General features: G+C 36.9%; 22 protein-coding genes. 11 read left to right on the plus strand and 11 right to left on the minus strand.

The window, feature by feature from the left end; translation table 11 throughout:
* The 3 genes from ACQ2HF_RS07730 to rsfS form a co-directional block, all read right to left on the minus strand.
* Window positions 1-597, minus strand: coding sequence for an LUD domain-containing protein (locus ACQ2HF_RS07730; protein ID WP_432412949.1), 597 nt, complete (start codon window positions 595-597; stop codon window positions 1-3).
* Window positions 598-700: 103 nt separating this feature from the next.
* Window positions 701-2,704: an ATP-dependent zinc metalloprotease FtsH gene (gene ftsH / locus ACQ2HF_RS07735; RefSeq protein ID WP_432412950.1), complete on the minus strand. Its 2,004-nt coding sequence runs from the start codon at window positions 2,702-2,704 to the stop codon at window positions 701-703.
* A 15-nt stretch (window positions 2,705-2,719) separates the two neighbouring features.
* Window positions 2,720-3,091, minus strand: coding sequence for a ribosome silencing factor (gene rsfS / locus ACQ2HF_RS07740; protein ID WP_432412951.1), 372 nt, complete (start codon window positions 3,089-3,091; stop codon window positions 2,720-2,722).
* Between the two features lie 83 nt (window positions 3,092-3,174).
* Here rsfS and ACQ2HF_RS07745 point away from each other — a divergent pair, with 83 nt between their 5' ends.
* Window positions 3,175-3,906 (plus strand): biotin--[acetyl-CoA-carboxylase] ligase, encoded by a 732-nt coding sequence (locus ACQ2HF_RS07745; protein ID WP_432412952.1) that lies wholly within the window; start codon window positions 3,175-3,177, stop codon window positions 3,904-3,906.
* A gap of 4 nt (window positions 3,907-3,910) precedes the next feature.
* On the opposite strand, the gene ACQ2HF_RS07750 is transcribed toward ACQ2HF_RS07745, so the two are convergent.
* Together ACQ2HF_RS07750 and pyrE are read right to left on the minus strand one after the other, a co-directional pair.
* Entirely contained in the window at window positions 3,911-4,303 is a 393-nt protein-coding gene (locus tag ACQ2HF_RS07750; protein WP_432412953.1) for an SRPBCC family protein, read from the minus strand.
* 18 nt (window positions 4,304-4,321) lie between these two features.
* Window positions 4,322-4,975, minus strand: a complete 654-nt coding sequence (pyrE, locus tag ACQ2HF_RS07755; protein ID WP_432412954.1) for an orotate phosphoribosyltransferase — start codon at window positions 4,973-4,975, stop codon at window positions 4,322-4,324.
* 7 nt (window positions 4,976-4,982) lie between these two features.
* Between pyrE and ACQ2HF_RS07760 the strand changes: the two genes are divergently transcribed.
* On the plus strand, window positions 4,983-5,606 hold the full coding sequence (locus tag ACQ2HF_RS07760) for an NUDIX hydrolase (RefSeq protein WP_432412955.1): 624 nt from the start codon (window positions 4,983-4,985) through the stop codon (window positions 5,604-5,606).
* Here the strand turns inward: ACQ2HF_RS07760 and ACQ2HF_RS07765 are convergent.
* Window positions 5,574-7,349 (minus strand): M14 family metallopeptidase, encoded by a 1,776-nt coding sequence (locus ACQ2HF_RS07765; protein WP_432412956.1) that lies wholly within the window; start codon window positions 7,347-7,349, stop codon window positions 5,574-5,576. The two genes, ACQ2HF_RS07760 and ACQ2HF_RS07765, sit on opposite strands and share 33 nt — an antisense overlap.
* A 71-nt stretch (window positions 7,350-7,420) precedes the next feature.
* Here ACQ2HF_RS07765 and ACQ2HF_RS07770 point away from each other — a divergent pair, with 71 nt between their 5' ends.
* Entirely contained in the window at window positions 7,421-8,383 is a 963-nt protein-coding gene (locus ACQ2HF_RS07770) for a T9SS type A sorting domain-containing protein (protein WP_432412957.1), read from the plus strand.
* A 462-nt stretch (window positions 8,384-8,845) separates the two neighbouring features.
* Here the strand turns inward: ACQ2HF_RS07770 and rho are convergent, their stop codons facing one another.
* Window positions 8,846-10,549, minus strand: a complete 1,704-nt coding sequence (rho, locus tag ACQ2HF_RS07775) for a transcription termination factor Rho (protein ID WP_432412958.1) — start codon at window positions 10,547-10,549, stop codon at window positions 8,846-8,848.
* A 205-nt stretch (window positions 10,550-10,754) separates the two neighbouring features.
* Between rho and ACQ2HF_RS07780 the strand changes: the two genes are divergently transcribed.
* The gene (locus ACQ2HF_RS07780; RefSeq protein ID WP_432412959.1) at window positions 10,755-11,165 is read left to right on the plus strand and encodes a DUF4293 family protein; all 411 of its coding nucleotides are present in this window, start codon (window positions 10,755-10,757) and stop codon (window positions 11,163-11,165) included.
* 60 nt (window positions 11,166-11,225) lie between these two features.
* Here the strand turns inward: ACQ2HF_RS07780 and ACQ2HF_RS07785 are convergent, their stop codons facing one another.
* A complete protein-coding gene (locus ACQ2HF_RS07785; RefSeq protein WP_432412960.1) occupies window positions 11,226-11,717 on the minus strand; it encodes a metallophosphoesterase family protein in 492 nt (163 codons plus the stop codon).
* Between the two features lie 215 nt (window positions 11,718-11,932).
* Between ACQ2HF_RS07785 and truA the strand changes: the two genes are divergently transcribed.
* Both truA and ACQ2HF_RS07795 read left to right on the plus strand, forming a co-directional pair.
* Window positions 11,933-12,682 carry a tRNA pseudouridine(38-40) synthase TruA gene (gene truA, locus ACQ2HF_RS07790; protein WP_432412961.1) on the plus strand — a complete coding sequence of 250 codons (750 nt, stop codon included), beginning with the start codon at window positions 11,933-11,935 and terminating at the stop codon, window positions 12,680-12,682.
* Window positions 12,683-12,704: 22 nt separating this feature from the next.
* Window positions 12,705-14,471, plus strand: coding sequence for an ABC transporter ATP-binding protein (locus ACQ2HF_RS07795; RefSeq protein WP_432412962.1), 1,767 nt, complete (start codon window positions 12,705-12,707; stop codon window positions 14,469-14,471).
* Here ACQ2HF_RS07795 and ACQ2HF_RS07800 read toward each other — a convergent pair.
* Genes ACQ2HF_RS07800 through folP form a run of 3 tightly spaced genes read right to left on the minus strand, consistent with a single transcriptional unit; the run spans window position 14,435 to window position 16,905 of the window.
* A complete protein-coding gene (locus tag ACQ2HF_RS07800) occupies window positions 14,435-15,259 on the minus strand; it encodes a DUF3667 domain-containing protein (protein ID WP_432412963.1) in 825 nt (274 codons plus the stop codon). The genes ACQ2HF_RS07795 and ACQ2HF_RS07800 overlap by 37 nt on opposite strands.
* A gap of 3 nt (window positions 15,260-15,262) precedes the next feature.
* A complete protein-coding gene (locus tag ACQ2HF_RS07805) occupies window positions 15,263-16,036 on the minus strand; it encodes a diadenylate cyclase (RefSeq protein WP_432412964.1) in 774 nt (257 codons plus the stop codon).
* Window positions 16,037-16,071: 35 nt separating this feature from the next.
* Window positions 16,072-16,905: a dihydropteroate synthase gene (gene folP, locus ACQ2HF_RS07810; RefSeq protein ID WP_432412965.1), complete on the minus strand. Its 834-nt coding sequence runs from the start codon at window positions 16,903-16,905 to the stop codon at window positions 16,072-16,074.
* A gap of 52 nt (window positions 16,906-16,957) precedes the next feature.
* Here folP and ACQ2HF_RS07815 point away from each other — a divergent pair, with 52 nt between their 5' ends.
* The 5 genes from ACQ2HF_RS07815 (at window position 16,958) to tpiA (ending at window position 21,199) form a co-directional block, all read left to right on the plus strand.
* Window positions 16,958-17,503, plus strand: a complete 546-nt coding sequence (locus ACQ2HF_RS07815; protein WP_432412966.1) for a DUF1599 domain-containing protein — start codon at window positions 16,958-16,960, stop codon at window positions 17,501-17,503.
* A gap of 3 nt (window positions 17,504-17,506) precedes the next feature.
* Entirely contained in the window at window positions 17,507-18,034 is a 528-nt protein-coding gene (locus tag ACQ2HF_RS07820) for a hypothetical protein (protein ID WP_432412967.1), read from the plus strand.
* Window positions 18,035-18,046: 12 nt separating this feature from the next.
* Entirely contained in the window at window positions 18,047-19,228 is a 1,182-nt protein-coding gene (locus ACQ2HF_RS07825; protein ID WP_432412968.1) for a BT_3928 family protein, read from the plus strand.
* A gap of 1 nt (window position 19,229) precedes the next feature.
* Window positions 19,230-20,306, plus strand: a complete 1,077-nt coding sequence (locus ACQ2HF_RS07830; RefSeq protein WP_432412969.1) for an ABC transporter permease — start codon at window positions 19,230-19,232, stop codon at window positions 20,304-20,306.
* 140 nt (window positions 20,307-20,446) lie between these two features.
* On the plus strand, window positions 20,447-21,199 hold the full coding sequence (gene tpiA / locus ACQ2HF_RS07835) for a triose-phosphate isomerase (RefSeq protein ID WP_432412970.1): 753 nt from the start codon (window positions 20,447-20,449) through the stop codon (window positions 21,197-21,199).
* The last annotated feature ends 64 nt before the right edge of the window (window positions 21,200-21,263 follow it).

Here is a 21,263-nt window from a genome sequence, read left to right on the forward strand (position 1 = left end):
TTAAAGGTCTTCCAGAAGCAGCAAATATAAGTTTTTTGTGCTACTTCCATAACTCATGAAGTCCTTTTCTTTCTTGCTTTCAAAGTCTTGAATGGTTGTGATATTGCTAGGGATTTTACCCTTACACTGGTTTTTAATAATGCGTAGCCCCTCACTAATAGTGTCAACTAATTGACTTGTAGTGGCGAAGATGATGATGTTGTCTGGTAGTTCGTGGAGCTTTTTCTCTTTCATTTGGTTTGAAGAGAGTAGAATAGAGCCATTATTTCCTACCAAGCTTTCACAAGTTGAGAGAAAAAAAGTAGCTTTTTCTTTTTTACTGAACGTTAAGTTAAAACCGTCAAACCTTGAAATAAGCTGCTCATTGATACAAAATACGTCTGTTTCATACCAGTCATTTTCCAAAAGAATATTGTCAAAAGCTTCTAAAATTTCTTCTATATTTTCGCAATAGAGAAATTTTCCACCGTTCTTGTTAAAATTATACGTGAACTTTTCGTCTATAGGAAGTTTTTCTTCTGGGTAATACTTGCCTCTTGCTTCTTTTTCTGAAGCTTTATTTTTGTTAGGATTTAAAAGTCTTTTAAATAGACTCATATGATGCTAATATTGAGGAGTGTAAGTGTCTTATTCTGTAAAGATAAAAAATCTTAGTAAAAGTTTAAGTTCAACAAACTAAAAGTTTATTGAATTACAACGTCTATTGCTCGTCTACTATTGTGTTTGTTCCAGTTGCTTCGGAAGGCGGAATAATAGGTGGCGTAGTTTCGGTTAACTTTACTTCTTCCGGTTTATGGAAGGGACGTCTTCCAAAAATACGCTCTAAACTTTCCTTAAAGATAACTTCTTTTTCTAACAATTCTTCAGCAAGCAAAGTGAGTTTATCTTTGTTTTCTTCCAGCAATTTAATGGCACGTTGGTACTGTTCTTCAATAATATTTGAGATTTCCTTATCAATAGCTTCCGCAGTTTTTTCGCTATAGGGTTTGCTGAAGTTATATTCAGACTGTCCTGAAGAATCATAATATGTTAAGTTTCCAATCTTTTCATTCAAACCATAAATTGTAACCATAGCGCGGGCTTGTTTGGTTACTTTCTCAAGATCGCTCAAGGCTCCGGTAGATATTTTATCGAAAATAACCCGTTCTGCTGCACGACCCCCCATAGTGGCGCACATTTCATCTAGCATTTGCTCGGGACGAACAATCAAGCGCTCTTCCGGCAAATACCAGGCAGCGCCTAGTGATTGACCACGAGGTACAATGGTTACTTTAACTAGTGGCGCCGCGTGTTCCAGCATCCAGCTAACGGTAGCGTGTCCCGCTTCGTGAAAGGCAATTGCTTTTTTCTCGTCTGGTGTAATAATTTTATTTTTCTTTTCAAGACCACCTACTATTCTGTCTACAGCATCTAGGAAATCTTGTTTAGTCACGGCTTTCTTTTCTTTACGGGCAGCGATAAGAGCAGCTTCGTTACATACGTTTGCAATATCGGCTCCAGAGAATCCTGGGGTTTGTTTTGCTAAGAAATCGGTATCAAGAGAATCGTCTTGTACAATGGGACGAAGGTGAACTTCAAAAATTTCTTTACGCTCCCGTACGTCTGGAAGGTCTACGTAGATCTGACGGTCAAAACGACCCGCACGCATTAAAGCTTTGTCCAAAACATCGGCACGGTTGGTAGCAGCTACCACAATTACGTTGGTATTGGTGCCAAAACCGTCCATTTCGGTCAATAACTGGTTTAATGTATTTTCACGCTCGTCGTTAGAGCCCGAAAAATTATTTTTTCCTCTTGCACGACCAATGGCATCAATTTCATCAATAAATATAATGGAAGGTGATTTTTCTTTTGCTTGCTTAAACAAGTCACGTACACGAGAGGCACCAACTCCCACAAACATCTCCACAAAATCTGATCCAGATAGAGAGAAAAATGGCACTTGGGCTTCTCCAGCAACGGCTCTTGCCAGTAAAGTTTTACCTGTTCCCGGAGGCCCCACTAATAGAGCTCCTTTCGGAATTTTACCACCTAGTGCGGTATACTTGTCAGGATTTTTAAGAAAATCTACAATTTCTTGAACTTCCTCTTTCGCTCCTTCCAAACCAGCAACGTCTTTAAAAGATGTTTTTACATCAATTTTTTCGTCAAAAAGTTTGGCCTTAGACTTTCCTATATTGAAAATCTGCCCGCCAGCTCCACCGCCAGCTCCTGAAGACATACGACGCATAATGAAAATCCAAATACCTATAATAACAGCAAAGAAAATGATAGACGGTAAAAATTCGGCCAATAAATTGGTTTCAGTATCCCAAACAACTTTTGTGTTTAAATCATTTTCGGCTTTAATGGTATTGATGCTGTTTTCAAAATTCTGAAGATCGCCAAATTCAAATTGGTAGGAAGCTTCGTTAGCTCCTGCAGGCAATAAAGAATTGTCGTTTTTCTTGGAGTGAATTTCTTTTTGCTTTGCCTCTTGAGTTAAGTAGATTTTGGCTACTTTTTTGTTTACAATCTCCACTTTCTCTATATCACCATCACGAAGGAAGGCCTGAAAGTCGGACTGAGTAGTTTTATTAGGCTGTGTAAGTCCGCCACCAAAAAATTGGCTAAACAGGATTACAACAATAAATATAGCAGCGTATATCCATAAGTAGTTAAACTTAGGTTTACGCGCTTCAGGTTTCTTATTTTCTTTAGCCATGCGGCGTGTTTATTTTTAGTAAGTGGTTTCTATTTTAACAATTTTGGCATCTCCCCAAAGGCCTTCAATATCGTACAATTCGCGAATGTGTTTTTGGAAGACGTGCACCACAATGTGAACATAATCCATTAAAATCCATTCAGAATTTTCGGCGCCTTCAATGTGCCAAGCTTTTTCTTTTAAGCTTTTGCTAACTGTTTTTTGTATGGAATTAGCGATGGCATTTACCTGTGTGTTAGAGGTTCCATCGCAAATGATGAAGTAATCGCAAACGGTATTTTCCAACTCTCTAAGGTCCAATATTTCTATATTCTGACCTTTCACTTCCTCAATACCTTTAATGATATGGGCTATCAATATGTCTTTGTCGCTTTCTTTTTTTGACATTCAGAATTTAATTTGTGCAAAGTTATCACTTTTTTGTTTCTTTAACGTCGTTCCAACGCGCAAGTAACTTTAAATTATTTCAATTGAATATAATCAAACTTAATGCCATTGACTCCACAAATTCCTACCTAAAGCAAATGGTAGCCAATACTCAGGTTGAGGATGAGCTCGTGGTTACTGCAACCCATCAAGAAAAGGGTAGGGGGCAACATGGTGCAGTATGGCAAAGCCAAGTGGGTAAGAGTCTTGCTTGTAGCTTGTTTAAAAGGTTTGAAAAACTCTTCGTTAGCGAGCAGTTTTTATTAAATATGGTAGTTTCTTTAGGTGTTTTAGACGCCCTGCAGCAGCTTGATATTCCTAAAGTAACTATAAAGTGGCCTAACGACATTATGTCACACGGGCAAAAGTTGGCAGGTATTTTAATTGAAAACCAAATAAAAGGGAACTATATAGATTCAAGTATCTTAGGAATTGGTCTCAATGTAAATGAAACTTCTTTTGCTGAATTACCACAGGCTACTTCTCTTAGATTAGCAACAGGAAATAATTTCAGTGTGGAAGAAGTACTTCAAAGAGTAGCCAAAAGCGTTTTTGAAAAACTAACGACGATACAGGTTTCAGATTTTGATGCTGTGAGGGAAAAGTATCATTCGCATTTATTCCGAAAGGATGAAATCTCCGTTTTTGAAATCCCACAAAATAAGCGTAAAAACGGAATTATAAAAGGCGTGTCCCGGCAAGGAAAATTACTTGTTGCGCATGAAGACGATATACTTACCGAATATGGTTTAAAAGAAATAAAGTTATTATTCTGAAGGTTTAAATCGTTTCCAGATTGCTTGCTAATGTTTCCAGAAATTTTGTGATAGGGCCCTTTATCATCATTTTCATCATAGGGTTAAAATCTCCTTCAAATAAAAGCACTGCGGTCGATGTGCTTTCAGAAACTTCAGAAATATTTCCTGTAAGTGTAAAAGGTAGTTTGTCGCTCATAGCACCCAGCACAACCTGGTTTGGCGAATTTACTTCTTTAACTTCCAGCGCAATCTCTGGCATACCTTTTAAAGCAAAGACAAACGCTTTTTCATTAATCACCTCAAATTTGCTTATATTTTCTGGCATTAGGTGTTCAAAATTTTTCACATCGCTTAAATACAAGCATAAGGTATTTGCAGATTTCTGAACGGTCACTTTTTTGCTTTCAATTTTCATAGGATATTTTAAAATGTATTATAATTTAACGGCTGGATTCCAGTTGGCTGGATCTTTTCTCCATTGATAAAGTACGGTAGCCTCATCTGCATTTATATAATGTGATCTTTCGGCCTGCACTAATAAGCTTTCATAATTACTCAAGGTGTGTAGTGTAATCTCTTCTTTTTTGAAATTTTCCGAAGCTACATCAAAACCATATGTAAAAATAGCTAGCATTCCTTTTACTGTAACACCAGCTTCTTTAAGTGCCTCTACAGCGAGTAGACTACTTTTTCCTGTACTTATAAGGTCTTCTACCACGACAACATTTGCTCCTTTTTCTACAAAACCTTCAATTTTGTTTTGGCGACCGTGTTTTTTGGCTTCTGGACGTACGTAACAAAAAGGTACATTTAGAAAGTCTGCTACTAACATTCCAATGCCAATTGCACCAGTGGCAACACCTGCAATAGCATCTGGTTTACCGTACAGTTCTTCAATTTGTCTTGCAATTTGCTCACGCAAATAGGTCCTAATCATTGGATATGAGAGTGTAATGCGGTTATCGCAGTAAATTGGAGATTGCCAACCAGACGCCCAAGTAAAAGGGTTTTGTGGTTGTAATTTTATTGCATTAATTTGCAACAATAATTCAGCTGTTTTGTGAGCTGTTTCTTTATGTAAAATCATATTGCAAATGTATAAAGTTTTTGTAAAAGACATTCCAATAATTCTTTCTACTGAAAAAAATATTGGCAACAACTACAAGTCTATTCCTATTAAGTTGGCCAAGTTGAAGAAAATCATTAAAAAAATTAACGAAGGTGAGTTGTTGTATGTAAACTTGTATCACAAAAATCCAGAGAAACTAGAGCGCTTTTTGTATAAAAAGCTAAAGGTAGTTGAAGCTGGCGGCGGCATGGTTTTCAATCCCAGGAATGAAATTTTATTTATTCGCAGAAATTCAAAATGGGATCTTCCCAAGGGCAAAGTGGAGAAAGGGGAGACGTATGAAGAAGCTGCTGTACGGGAGACCATGGAGGAAACGGGTGTTAAAGATTTACAGGTGAAACGCTTTATTACAAAAACTTTTCATGTGTTTAAGCGCAACGATAAATTCAGGTTAAAAGTGACCTATTGGTATGAAATGTATACAGATTATGACGGCGAACTTATTCCTGAAGCGAACGAGGGTATTAAAAAAGTAAAATGGAAGAATTTTGAAAAAGCTCAAAAAGCATTACGAGATTCTTATGAAAATATAAAGCTACTTTTCCCGAAGGAATATTTAACCACCCACCCTAACGATAGGATAGCGTAAATGTGCTGTTTCGTAATTTGGCGATTTTTTGTGAATCCAATCTAACTGTGCGTACCAATTGTTTGCAAAAGCAAGGTCTTCGTCTTTTTTTGCCTCAAATTCTTTTTTAATTTCAGGATTCTTGTTTAAGAATTCCAGCGCTTTATCTTCCCAAACGTACGGTGAAAAACCTTCCTTTTGCTGAAGGATAGTGTCGAAAAAATTCCAATTAAAAAATGAATCCTGTGCTGCGGGCTCTAATGTTTCTAATACATAACGAACGCCTTCCTGGTCTGTTTTAAAAATATAATCTCCTTTCTTAATAGCAACATTTTCTGTGGTTACTTCAACTTGGGTGTTGTAATGTGGGTAATGACCCTCATAGGGGTTTTGGTACGTTTTGTAATCTTTTATATGATACACTTCAGCTGCAATTGTAGTGTCTTTTTCGGCCTGTGTATATTCAATTTTATTTTGTTTCAGCAAATCAATCACAGACCAATATCCCTGTGGAATAATGTATTTTTCGGGAATGGTAATACGTTCCGAAAATTTAAAATTATTGTAGTATGTGACTTTTCTTGTAAAAGGTTTTTCGCGGTCAAATTTTAACCGTTCTTGTCCTGTTACTTCGCTGGGAATATGAGTGGCTTCGTATCCTTTGAATTCTAAAGTTGTCGTTTTGCTACTATCCACTTGCCATTGAATAGGGTAGCTATTCCCGGGCTTATAAAGCTCCTGATCTATCTTTTTTAAATTTTTAACGAGTTCAAAATCTTCATCGGCAATTTTTATAAATTGTTTCATCAATTCGTACGTGCCTTCAACTCTTTGTTTGTAGGGTTTCAGCATATGTGTTTCTACCATCATCCCTACAGTTCCATAGAGTGTGGTATAGCCTGTGGAATATCTTGGTGAGTCCATAAATTGAGTAAAACCAGCTTCTGGAGATTTGTTAAATACATTCACATAAGGGGTGATGTCCCATTTGTTTTTTTGGAGGCTGTCCTCTAGTTTGGGCATAAATGATGTGTTTACATAATCACCCAGTTTGCCCCCTAATTTATTATGTTGTGTGAACAAATGGGTAAGCGTATATTGGTAGTCTGCGCCATTACTTACGTGGTTGTCTATAAAATACGCTGGTTTTACAATCCTAAAAATATTAGCGAATGCGTTCGCATTTTTCGTATCTGCTTTTATAAAATCTCTATTGAGGTCATAATTGCGGGCATTTCCTCTGAAGCCGTATTCTTTGGGGCCGTCCTGATTGGTTCGTGAGTGAGAATTACGGTTTAACGCGCCGCCAATATTATAGATAGGTATCACGGCAATAATGGTGTTTTTTGGTGCCTCAATTTTTCCTTCTGCCAAATCGCGCAATAATAGCATACTGGCATCTATACCATCACTTTCGCCTGGGTGGATACCATTGTTAATTAGAATGATGCTTTTTTTATCACTCTCAGAAAATTCAGATTCAAAGGAACGATTCGGGTTAAAAGTTACAAGATGCAAAGGTTCTCCACTATCTGTTTTTTGCATATCGTACATAGCGATAGCTTGGTGTGTTTCGGATAGATTTTTATAAAATGTGATGACTTCTTGATACGTTCCTGTTTCTAGTCCTAATGTCGTTTCAAAACGAGTTTCAAAATCAAAATCTGTTTTTTTTGCCTGTTTTGAGCAACTATAAAAAAATAAAAGTGGTACACAGGCTAAGTAATAGTAGCTTTTTAACACTTTTTTGTTTGAAAAATTCATATTTAAGCTTTGTAAATTAAAATGGTTGCTTATATTTGTTCTTCAATATTAAACTTTTAAAATATATTATTATGAAAAAAATTACATTTTTAGCTGCGGCTCTAGTAGGTTTTGCTGGTTTCGCACAAAGTTTCGAAGCTGCTTCTGAAGTTTCTTCTACAATTACTCCTGTAAGTACTGAAGCAGTGCTTTGGGACCAGCCTAGAGAAGATACTGGTGGTATCGTTTCTTGTATCAACAATGTGCCATCTGGAGTTTTCTCAGCAGATGATTTCGTTTTAACAGATTCTAATAGAATTGATGTAGTTACAGTAGTAGGATTTAACAACAATGCAAACCTTGCAGTAGATCTTACAGGTTTTAGCTTATATATCTATGCTGATGCATTTGGTTTACCATCAGGTGATCCTAGTAATGCTGGAGACGGTGTATTTGAAGCTATTGAATTAGATCCTTTAGACCCTGCATTAACTTTTGACCCAACTCCTGGAGCAGTTTCTTTTTCAGTAGACATTACAATGGCTAACGGTGGTACAGAATTGGTTTTACCAGCTGGTACTTACTGGGTTGTTGCAGCACCAAGTATTGATATTCCAGATTTTGATGGTGATAACCGTTGGAATTGGAACCAAGCTACTGAGCCAGCTGGTGGAGAAGCTAGTGCTTTGTTGATTGATGTTGATGATAATTTTGCTGGTGGTTTTACTACTTGGACAGATTTCGCTACTTTAGGTATAGCTTGGGATGGTCTTCAGTTTACAGTTGAAGGTGAGCAACAAGATATCTTATCAGTAGGTGATAACCTTTCTAACTTAGTTTCTATTTTCCCTAACCCTGCATCTGATGTATTGAATGTAAAAGTTCCTACAGGAGTTTCAGTTCAGTCTGTAACTATGTATGACGTATTAGGAAAAGACACTGGTCTTAGACTATCTAACGGTACTATCAATACTTCTAACCTTGCAAGAGGTGTTTATATCTTAAACATCGCTACAGATAGAGGTACTTTAACTGAGAAAATCGTTAAGCAATAAGATATTATTTATTTTATATAAATAATTTATATAAGAAAGCTCCACATATGTGGAGCTTTTTTTATGCTTTGTTTTTGGAGACACGTATGCATTACCACCCTATTGTTTGTGTTACGCAATACCTGCATAGTTTGAAGTGGCTTTAGTATTCCTTCGTTAGGTGAACCCTTTTTTTTGACACTTCTTGGCCTTGTAATACTGCTGGAGAGAAACACTTTTAAATTAGTGTTTAACACGTGTTGTACTACGTGGAGCTGTGTTTGCTTTAATCTGTAAGGGAGTCTAAGGGAATTTACAAGGAGTTCTGTCAGGAACTCTTCCTAGTGTGTTAGCGGCTGCTATATAACAATCCTTGTTGCTTTTTGTTTCTTAAGCCATAATTCGTAAAACAGCATATGTACAATAAAAAAATCCTACTAAAAATATTAGTAGGATTTTTTATTGTAATGAAATAAATGCTACTTACGCATTCATCGATATTAAGAATTCTTCATTATTTTTAGTCTGTCTAAAGCGATCATTAATAAATTCCATCGCTTCTACCGGGTTCATATCGGCAAGGTATTTACGCATTACCCACATACGTTGTATCGTGTTTTCATCCAATAACAAGTCGTCACGACGTGTGCTTGATGAAGTAAGGTCTATCGCTGGGAAAATACGACGGTTAGATATTTTTCTATCTAACTGAAGCTCCATATTACCAGTTCCTTTAAATTCTTCAAAAATTACTTCGTCCATTTTACTACCAGTATCGGTAAGCGCTGTGGCGATAATACTTAAAGAACCTCCATTTTCAATATTACGAGCGGCACCAAAGAAACGTTTCGGTTTGTGAAGCGCATTGGCATCTACACCACCACTTAAAATCTTTCCACTGGCAGGTTGAACCGTATTGTAGGCTCTTGCCAAACGTGTAATAGAATCTAATAAAATCACAACATCGTGTCCACATTCTACTAGTCTTTTGGCTTTGTCAAGTACTAAATTAGCAACGCGTACGTGCTCTGTAGCTTCTTTGTCAAATGTTGAAGCAACTACCTCACCATTTACATTCCGTTGCATGTCTGTAACTTCTTCAGGACGTTCATCAATTAATAAAATAATTTGATATACTTCTGGGTGGTTTGCAGCGATGGCATTCGCAATATCCTTCAACAACATGGTTTTACCCGTTTTAGGTTGCGAAACTATCATCCCACGTTGTCCTTTTCCAATAGGAGCGAAAAGATCAATAATTCTCGTAGAAATAGTACTTTGCTTATCGGCTAAATTAAATTTTTCTTGAGGAAAAAGGGGTGTTAAGTGTTCAAACGAAATACGATCTCTTACTACATTTGGACTTAAACCATTTATTTTGTTCACCTTGATAAGTGGAAAGTATTTCTCACCTTCTTTTGGCGGGCGTACTTCTCCTAAGACGGTATCTCCAGACTTTAGTCCAAATAAACGAATTTGTGATTGCGACACATAAATATCATCAGGTGAAGAAAGATAGTTGTAGTCACTAGAGCGTAAAAAGCCATAGCCGTCCTGCATAATGTCTAAAACACCTTCACTTTCTATAATCCCGTCAAACTCATAATCAGGCTCTTTGTAGCGGTTACGTGTGTCTTTGTTTCCGTTATTTTTGTGCTGGTTTGTGTTATTAGACCGGTTGTTACTAGTATTTCTAGTATCGTTCTTGTTGGTTTTATTACTGTCTTTCTGATTTCTTTGGCGCGTATCGTTAGTGTTGGATTTCTCCTTTTTGTCGGTATTCGCTTGTGGTTTTTTATCGGAAGCAGCAGGCCTTGTAGTCTCCTTTTTAGGTTCGTTACGAGGATTTGGTTTTTGCGTTTCAGATCTTTTAGTGTCAGAATTCTGATTTCGGTTGTCATTTCTTGGAGCGCGTTTCTGTGGCTCCTTTTTTTCTGAAGACTCCTCACTTTTATCTGGAGTAGGTCTTTTGTCTGGAGTAGGTCTAGGAGTTGTCGTAGCTGCAGGAGCAGCTTTCTCTTCCGTAACAACGGCTTTTACTGCGGTTGGATTGGCAGCTTGATAATCTAATATTTGATATACTAGATCTAGTTTTTTAAGGGTTCTGTATTTTGGTACTTTTAAAGTTTTTGCCAATTCCTGAAGTTCAGGTAGCTTTTGTGCTTTTAATTCTGAAATTTCTAACATGTATGTAAGGGAATAATGTTTATTTGATTGTAAAAAATCGTTATCGTTAAGAAGATACTTTTATTGAAAAATATATCGAAGACTAAGTAACCTTTATTGAGGTGGTTACGAATTGATCTTACAATGATACGATAATATTTTAAATTGAAGGGTTAAATCTTTCAAAAAGAAACCTTATTTTTGTTTTCGCTAAAGCTGGTACGCAATGTTACAACGCATACAAACTATATATATAATCATCTCTATTATTGTGATGGGTTGTTTGTATATTTGGTTTCCATCTATTATAGATGAGACTGGTAACATAGTGATTGCAAGAGATGAAATTTTTGTTTTCGGACTTATTTTTATTTCGATAGCTTTGTCAATTATTTCAATTTTGAGTTTTAAGAAACGGCAATTCCAATTTGTGATGAACCGTTTAAGCATCATATCAAACTTTGTATTACTGGGAGTTTTCGTTTACAGGTCACTAAAAGTATCTGGAGAAACATTGGTTTCTGAGAAAGGTATTGGGGTGTTACTTCCTATCATTTCTATCGTTTTTTTAGCGATGGCCAACAAAGCCATCAAAAAGGATGAAGATCTCGTAAAATCTGTAGATCGTTTACGATAAACTATAGCTTAGTATTATTAGTGCAAAACCCTTGAAGAATGCCATCTTCAAGGGTTTTTTTTATCTAGGAATTTCAATTACTTCGAGGTTTTTTATCTCTGGCCCATCAATCTCAAACCGAAGCATTGTTCTTACTTTATGAAACCCATGGGTGCCTATAGCTCCTGGATTCATATGTAGTAATTTTAATTTTTTGTCGGGCATTACTTTTAGAATGTGCGAATGCCCAGTGATAAACAGACGAGGAGGATTTAATTGTAGTGCTTCCCGAATACGCGGATTATAACGTCCCGGATATCCGCCAATATGCGTAATCCAAACCGAAACTTTTTCACACATAAACCGGTTGTCTAATGGAAATTCACCACGTGCTTCTGTGCTATCTATATTTCCATATACTGCACGAAGGGGCTTTAGGTTTTTAATACTGTCTGTGACCTTTAAATCTCCAATATCACCTGCATGCCAGATTTCATCGGCTTGCTTCACGTATTTTAAGATGGTTTCATCTAGGTGGCTATGTGTATCGCTAAGAAGTAGTATTTTGGTCAAGGGTTTCTTTTTTAGCAAAGATAAAGGTATTTTATCATTGCCAGCCGCACCCCTTTATCCCTAAAGGGAGCCACTGCGCAAAAGAGGTTGGATTTTAATTTTTAATTTCGTTTTTCTACTTTCTAATTTTTTATTTCGTAAATCCTACCTTGTAAATCCTACCTCGTAATTCGTTAATCATTTTGTATTTTTGTTGAAATTTTAAAACTTCATTTTTGCGTTATTTTATTGAACTTGCTTACAACGGAACCCACTATCACGGTTGGCAAATGCAGCCCGATGCAATTAGTGTGGAAGAAGTCTTGGAAAAAACGTTTTCTACATTTTTTAGAAAAGATATACAGCTAGTGGGAGCCGGCAGGACCGACGCAGGCGTTCATGCAAGACAACTGTTTGCTCATTTTGATTTGGACGAATCTATTGGTATTGAAGAAACTATTTACAAACTAAACTCATTCCTCCCCAAGGATATTTCAATACAAAATATTATACACGTGACAGATGAAGCACACGCTCGTTTCCATGCTACCTCACGTGAGTATGAATACCTAATTTCGCTGCGCAAAGATCCTTTTCAGCAACAATTGGCGTACCAAATAAATTTAGTGCCAGATGTGGATGTAATGAACAAAGCGGCAGAAATCCTATTACAGTATAGCGATTTTCAATGCTTTTCCAGAAGCAACACGGATGCAAAAACCTACCTTTGTAACGTAACAAAAGCAGTATGGGAAGTGAATGGTTCACAATTAAAATTTACCATCACTGCAAATCGTTTTTTACGTAATATGGTGCGGGCTATTGTTGGTACGTTACTTAACGTGGGTTTCGGGAAAATTACAATAGATCAGGTTCACGAAATAATTAAAAGCAAAGATAGGAGTAACGCAGGTGCGTCTGCTCCCGCACATGGATTGTACCTCACAAAAGTTTGCTATCCAACCACTATCTTTGTAAAAAAATAAGAGCTACCCCAAGGAGAAAAATATGGCCAAAGAATCAGGTAAGGCATTCGATTTTAGACTTTTTAAAAGATTGTTGGCATTTACCAACAACTATCGTCTTACATTTTATTTTGTTGCATTTGCTGCTATTGCCATGTCGGTTTTGGGGGTGTTATCTCCGCATTTGTTGCAATTAGCAATTGATGATGCAATGTTTACTAAAGATTTGCCATTGCTTCAGTACTACCTAATGCTTATGTTGGGGGTGCTTATTCTGGAAGTACTGTTTCAGTTTTCATTTATTTACTATGCCAATTGGTTAGGGCAACATGTAATTACAGATATTCGAATAAAACTGTTCAAGTTAATGACCAGTTTCAAAATGAAATATTTTGATAAAAGTGCGGTGGGCCGTTTAACAACGAGAGCTGTAAACGATATTGAAACGATTTCATCCATCTTTAGTCAAGGCTTGTTTATGATTATAAGCGACCTCCTAAAAATGGGAGCTATCGCTGGTATTATGCTTTATAAAAGTTGGAGACTTTCGTTAATAGTTTTTGCGATTTTACCACTTATTCTATATGCTACTCGTGTCTTTCAGAGAGCCATGAAAGTGGCTTTTGAAGATGTCCGAAACCAAGTTGCCAACCTAAACTCATTCGTGCAGGAACGTATTACAGGTATGAAAATAGTGCAAATTTTTACCCGCGAAAAAACCGAATATAAGGAGTTTAAAGAAATTAATGAAAAGCATAAAAAAGCATGGGTAAAAACCGTGTGGTACAATTCTATCTTCTTTCCCATTGCCGAGATGGCTTCTAGTATCGCCATTGGTATTGTGGTGTGGTATGGTGGTTTAAATGCTGCTGGTGGGGGTATAATCACCCTTGGTGTTGTGACGGCATTTATTCAATATTCGCAAATGTTGTTTAGACCATTACGACAGATAGCAGATAAATTTAATACGTTGCAAATGGGGATGGTTGCAGCCAACCGTGTCTTTGGAATTTTGGATACCAAATCTCATATAGATAACGATGGTGTTTTAGAATTACAAAAAGCCAAGGGCGCTATTACCTTTGAGAATGTTCGCTTTGGTTATAATGAAAATGAAGAGGTGATTAAAGATATTTCTTTTGAAGTTTACCCTGGACAAACCATTGCAATTGTGGGAGCAACGGGAGCTGGAAAGTCTACCATTATTAATTTGCTGAATCGTTTTTATGAATTAAATAGTGGTCGTATTTTGGTGGATAGGAATGATATTAGAGACTATACCTTGTCGTCACTTCGAAATCAGATAGCAGTAGTATTGCAAGATGTTTTCTTGTTTGCCGATACTATATTAAATAATATTACTTTAAATGATGCTTCCATTTCAGAAGAAGAAGTAATTGCAGCCGCTAAAGAAATTGGCGTACACACCTTTATTACTTCCCTGCCTAATGGATATCACTATAACGTGAAAGAACGAGGTTCTATGCTTTCTTCCGGGCAGCGACAATTAATTGCTTTTTTAAGAGCGTATGTAAGCGATCCAAGTATTTTGATTTTGGATGAAGCTACTTCTTCCATTGATTCTTATTCTGAAGAGATGATACAAAAGGCAACCGATACAATTACAGAAGGGCGTACGTCTATAGTAATTGCTCACCGTTTGGCAACCATTAAAAAAGCCGATAAAATATTGGTGATGGATGCTGGTAAAATTGTAGAATCTGGCACGCATCAAGAATTACTAGAGCGTCCGGATGGGTATTACAAAAATCTTTACGAAGTCCAGTTTATGATTGAGGAGGCGATATAAGAAACTTCTTGCTGTGCTTTTTGAGCTTCCATAATTTCTTCAAATTTCCCTGTCATTAGCATAATTACAAGTTGAACAATTACAAATATTAGCATAAATACAAGACCTACGCCTAGAAATAATAAAGTTCTCCAAATAATTTCCTTTACCGATAATGGGAAAAGTCTCTTATAACAGTAGGCTGTATACAGAGCTAATGCAATCATGGCATATATACCTAAAGTATAAAAATTTGCGCCTAGTGCGATGGAGGTCATCGTAATAAACACGCTTGTAATAGAATAATGAGAAAAAATATAGGTCATAATAACCAAGTGTTCTACATAATTATATTTTGACTTTCCAGTAAAAGTTAACTTACTCATTAGTGCATATACTGGAAGATTGAGTAGTGTTAGGATAGAAAAATAATCATAAACCCAATCCATATAGCTCATGTCTGTAGGATTGTTTTCTGGCAATATGGCGTTTAAATCCAGAGCTTCTGGAAAAAACTTTCTAATAAAAAATATTTGAAAACCAGTAAGGGTAATTGCTATGGTAAAATAGCTCACTGCTGGAAGAAATTTTTTGCGAACCCCTTCAATATAACCGCCAATTACTTCTTCGGGTTTTACGAAAAGTGTTTTGTAAGTTTTTAAAAAAGTGTTGTCAATATTCAAAAATCGTTCACTAAACTCATGCCAAAAATGACGAAGTGTTAATCTAGACGTTACAATCTTAGCACCGCACACATTACAAAAATGATCTTGTGAGTTAAGTGTATTTCGACAATTTTTACACTCCATAGCCTAGCTTAAATCCTGAGTTAATTGTTTTATAAGGTCTTCTATTTCTTCATATAGCACAAAATCACCCTCCTTTAAATAAGATATTTGTCCGTTTTCCTCACTCACTACCAGACAGAGTGCATCGGTTTTTTCGGTAATTCCTACAGCAGCTCTGTGACGTAGACCAAATCGTTGCGGGATACGGCGGTCATTGCTTACCGGAAGTATAACGCGTGTTGCGGTTATGGTGTTTTCTTCAATAATTACGGCACCATCGTGTAACGGGCTGTTTTTATAAAATACACTTTCAAGAATAGGCCGGTGAATTTCAATTTTCATAGTATCTCCAGAATCTTTTACAAAATCCAGACTGTTATTTCTCTTAATGACAATAAGCGCTCCTGTGTTGGTTTTGCTCATGTTTTGACAGGCAGAGATAACGCTCTCTACATTTGTACCGCTTGTTTTTTCTGAAGAAAACAACTTGAATCTTTGCAGTACTTTTCTTCGTGCTGCAAAGTTGGTAGAGCCCAGCATCAATAAAAACTTACGGATTTCTTGTTGGAAAACAACTATAAGAGCAAACATACCTACGCCTAGGAATCCACCCAGTATTTTACTCAACAATTGCATTTGTAAAATTTCAGTAAGCCTCCAAATAGCATATATTATTACGATCCCAACAAAGATATTTATGGCCACGGTACCCCGTACTAACTTGTAGAGATAGTACATTAAGAAGGCTACAAGCACAATGTCTATTACATCAATAATTCTAATATCGAGAAAATCCAACGGCGGTTTGGTTTTGGTGGTTTAAAGGTATAAAATTAGTCTGTATTATAAACAGATTGTAACAGGGTAACACATTCTTTTGCTTCCTTTACATCGTGAACCCTTAAAATAGAGGCTCCTTTTTGTAGCGCGATCGAATTTAAAACCGTTGTTCCATTAAGTGCTTCATTGGGCGTGGTGTCCAGCGTTTTGTAAATAAGGGATTTTCTGGAAATCCCTATTAATAGTGGGACATCCAAAGCCTTAAAGAGCTCTAAATGTTTCAATACTTCAAAATTATGTTTCCGTGTTTTGGCAAATCCGAAACCTGGATCTGCAATTATATCGTTGATGCCAGCTTTTCTAGCTAGCGCGATTCGTTCAGAAAAATAATACAATACTTCTTTAGTTATATTTTTATATTCGGCAAGAGAGCCCATGGTTTCTGGAGTGCCTTTCATATGCATTAAAATGTAAGGAACCTTTAATTTTGCTACGGTGGTTAGCATTTCAGCATCCAGCATTCCGCCGCTAATGTCATTTACCAAACTTGCTCCGGCATCCACTGCGTGTTTTGCAGTGGTACTTCTAAAGGTATCGATAGATAGAAACGTAGTAGGAAACTCTCTTTCAAGCGCTTCTAGTACAGGAATAACGCGGGCTTGTTCTTCGGTTTCTGAAACTTCTTTAGCGCCTGGCCGTGAGCTATACCCGCCGATATCTAAAAAAGTAGCACCGTGGCGCACCATTTTTTCAGCTTGTGCAATACAATCGCGCAATACGGTGGTCCTTCCACCATCATAAAACGAATCTGGTGTTACATTAATAATTCCCATGATTTTGGGAATGGTAAGGTCTATAGGTTGACCCTTGCAATTAAGTGTGTACAATTTTCTATTTTGAGATATTTAAGCGAAATTTACGCAAATTCTATCGAACACTATGGCTGAAACTTCAGAACAATATAATGACGTGATTGAAACGTGCCGCTCCTTGTTTATAAACAAGATGAAAGATTACGGGAGTGCCTGGAGAATCTTGCGTTTGCCATCTCTAACAGATCAGATTTTTATTAAGGCACAGCGCATTCGGGGCTTACAACAAAACAAAGAGCAACGGGTAGACGAAGGCCAGGAAAGTGAATTTATAGGGATTATCAATTACTGCGTTATGGCGCTCGTGCAATTGGAAAAAGGAGTTGTAGAACAACCCGATTTATCGCTTGAAGATGCCACGCAGTTGTACGATGAAAAAATAGCCGAAACCAAACAGTTAATGCTCGATAAAAATCACGATTATGGAGAAGCCTGGAGAGATATGCGCGTGAGTAGCTTAACCGATTTAATTTTGCAAAAAATATTACGAGTTAAGCAAATTGAAGACAACAAGGGTAAAACATTGGTGAGCGAAGGGATTGGTGCAAATTATCAGGATATGATTAATTACGCTGTTTTTGCATTAATACATTTGACCCCATCAAACAAATAAATTATGAACAAATTATTGGTACTAACTCTCCTACTTTCCTTTCAGGTACTATTGGTTGGATGTAATAAAGATGACGAAGCACCCAATAACGGATTTTCAATAAACGGTAATGAATATGCAACTGGCTTTGCTTACACAACCGAAGGTAATGGAGCGACAAAGTCTATTTTAATATTTTCTTCGGTGGATCGTACAAGTACAAATTATACCGAAAATAGAGGGAGGTTCGATTTGCGTTTTTCAGACACATTGATACCTGGAGAATATAATTCTGGTACTGGAGCTTTTGGTGACACTTTTGAATTTTCTGAAGGGATTGTTGTTGAAGATGGGGTATTGGTTTCCAGAGGAACTAAACTTGTATTTTCAACAAGTGGTTCGGGAGGTTTTCAATCTGCAACTGCTACGGTACATTCAGTCAGTCTCAATGCAGACCATCAAGTGACACAAATCGATATAGATTACACCCTTAATTTTGAAGATATAATAGTTCGTGGCAATTATAGCGGTGCGGTTAGAATCTCATTTTAAAAAAAAATAGTTATGAAATACATTGTAGGCTTTCTTAGAATATTTGTAGGGATATTCTTTATCATTAGTGGATTTATTAAACTGAATGATCCTGTAGGCTTTTCCTTTAAACTGAAAGATTACTTTGCGCCAGACGTTTTAAATTTGGAGTTTTTGGTGCCCTACGCATTAGTAATTGCACTATTTGTAGTGGTGTATGAAGTTTTGTTAGGGGTTATGCTCATTTTGGGATATGCCAAAAAATTTATGCTGTGGAGCCTTTTGTTAATGATTCTATTCTTCACCTTCCTTACCTTTTACTCTGCGTATTTTAACAAAGTGACAGATTGTGGTTGCTTTGGAGATGCATTAAAATTAACGCCTTGGGAATCTTTCTGGAAAGACATTGTATTAAGTATCATGATCCTGATTTTGTTCTTCGGAAGAAAGCACATCCTGCCGTTTTTTACAAAAGGGACTCGAAGTCTTTTAGTTTTCACTTCCTTTTTTGCTAGTTTGACATTTGCCTATTTTGTATTGCAACATTTACCTTGGATAGACTTTAGAGCCTATAAAATTGGCGCCAATATTCAGGAAGGAATGGAAGTTCCCGAAGGTGCACCCAAACCTATTTTTGAGTATAATTGGACTTTTAAAGTAAATGGTGAAGACAAAGTAATTACCACCAATGGGGATTATCCGCAACAAGATGGTGAATTTATTGGAGTAGAAACTTCCGAGTTGCAAAAAGGATACGAACCCCCTGTACACGATTTTAGCATAGAGAGAGACGGGGAAAATTATACTACGCAGTTTTTAGAAGCTGAGAACCTGGTTGTTGTTATAGCTTACAACCTTCAGATTACTGAAATGGAAGGCTATGCGAACATTAAAGAAATTACAGATAAAGCGGTAAAAAATAATTATCAAGTAATTGGTCTTTCGGCATCGAGCCCAGAAAAAACGAAACAATTGGTTTCAGAAAAAAATCTAAATTTTGAATTTTATTTCTGTGACGAAACTACATTGAAAACCATCGTACGAAGTAATCCAGGTATTTTGGAGTTACATAAAGGAACCATCACACAAAAGTTGCACTGGAATGATGCGTTAGATTTGCAGCTGAAACAACTTCCGCCGCGTCCAAAAATTGAAGAAATTCTAGTGGAAGAAATACAAGACAGTACACAGGTTGTAACAGACTCAATACAATAATTTGCTAGGATACATTTTCAAAAAAATAGGCTATGCACTGCTCACATTGTTTGGGGTTGTCACGGTTATTTTTTTACTTTTTACCATACTGCCTGGCGACCCCGCGAGGATGATGCTGGGACAAAACGAAAATGCAGCACAACTGGCAATTGTAAAGAAAAAGTATGGTTTTGATAAGCCTGTATCGCTACAGTACGCTTACTATTTAAACGATTTGTCGCCACTTTCTTTTCACAGTAAGAATCCAGATAACTACACCTATCTTTCAGAAGAAAAATACACAGCTACAAAACTTTTCAGCATTGCAGAAACCCATATTGCCTTAAAATGGCCCTACCTACGGGAATCTTTTCAGAAAAATGGAAAGCAAGTAAGTTCGGTTATTGCAGAAACATTGCCTAATACCTTTGTGTTGGCAGTTTCGGCTATTATAATTGCGATGATCTTAGGGGTTTTGCTAGGGATACTTTCGGTGTTGTTTCGAGATGGATGGGTAGATAAGTTAATTCAATTAGTGAGTACCTTAGGGATGAGTGTTCCGTCCTTTTTTAGCGCTATTATTTTTGCTTGGTTGTTTGGGTATGTACTGCACGAATTTACCAATCTTAGTATGACGGGTAGCTTGTACGAAGTAGACGATTTTGGCGAAGGCAGCTATATTCAATGGAAAAATCTAATCCTTCCCGCCATTGTATTAGGCATTAGACCGCTTGCTGTAGTCACTCAGTTAATGCGTAACTCCTTACTAGAAGTGCTAAATCAAGATTATATACGCACAGCGAAGGCCAAAGGGCTTTCGTTCTCAACTATTATTAGACGTCACGCACTAAAAAATTCACTAAATCCAGTGGTGACCGCTATTTCGGGTTGGTTTGCTTCTATGCTTGCAGGAGCTGTTTTTGTAGAGTATATTTTTGGATGGAACGGGTTGGGAAAAGAAATTGTGGATGCACTTAATACGTTAGACTTACCTATTATTATGGGAGCGGTCATCGTTATTGCTACATTATTCATCTTAATCAATATCTTTGTAGATGTAATTTATGGGTGGTTGGATCCTAAAATTAGCAAACAGTGATTTAGTACATACATACTGAAGTAGAGAAGCAGAAATTTCAAGAATATTGCGAAAGGATACAGCCAAATTAGGAAGCTAACAAAAATCTAAACAAAATGACTTGTGTTTTGTAGGGTCATTAAACATTTAAAAATATTAAAATGCCAAAGAAAATAGTAGCTGGAAACTGGAAGATGAATAACGATTTATCACAAACCGAAACATTGTTAAAAGACTTAAAAAAACAAGTAATTCCTGAAGATGTTACGGTAATGATAGCGCCTTCGTTTACTAATTTGTTTAAAGCTTTTGAATCGACCAGAGAGCATCCCATCCAGGTAATTGCTCAGAATATGCACCAATCTCAAAAGGGTGCTTTTACGGGCGAAGTTTCCGCAGGTATGTTGAAAAGCGTGGGAGTTCAAACAGTAATTCTTGGGCATAGTGAGCGCCGAGCTTATTTTAATGAAACAGACGATTTGTTGGCAGAAAAAATTAATACTGCTCTCGAAAATAATATGCAAGCCATCTTTTGCATAGGCGAAGAGTTACGTGATAGGGAGAGCGGAGACCATTATGAAGTAATTCAAAATCAGTTAAAAAACGGTTTGTTTCACGTCTCAAATGACAGCTGGAGCCGCATAATGATTGCTTACGAACCCGTTTGGGCTATTGGCACCGGTGAAACTGCAAGTCCACAACAGGTGCAGGAAATGCACCATTATATTAGAGAGACTATTGCAAAACAATATGATAGAAATATCGCAAAAAACGTTTCCATTTTATATGGCGGAAGTGTAAAACCGGGGAATGCAAAGGAAATTTTTGCCAAAAAAGATGTAGATGGAGGTCTAATAGGAGGCGCAGCTTTAAATGCTGAAGATTTTATGGCAATCATTAATGCATTCGGTTAAAATCCCTAAAAATAAATACGAAATAGCGTTTTGGGACTTTAGCACAGCTCGTCGTTCTTAATTA

This window comes from Rasiella sp. SM2506, assembly GCF_050859505.1.
Lineage (GTDB): Bacteria > Bacteroidota > Bacteroidia > Flavobacteriales > Flavobacteriaceae > Marinirhabdus.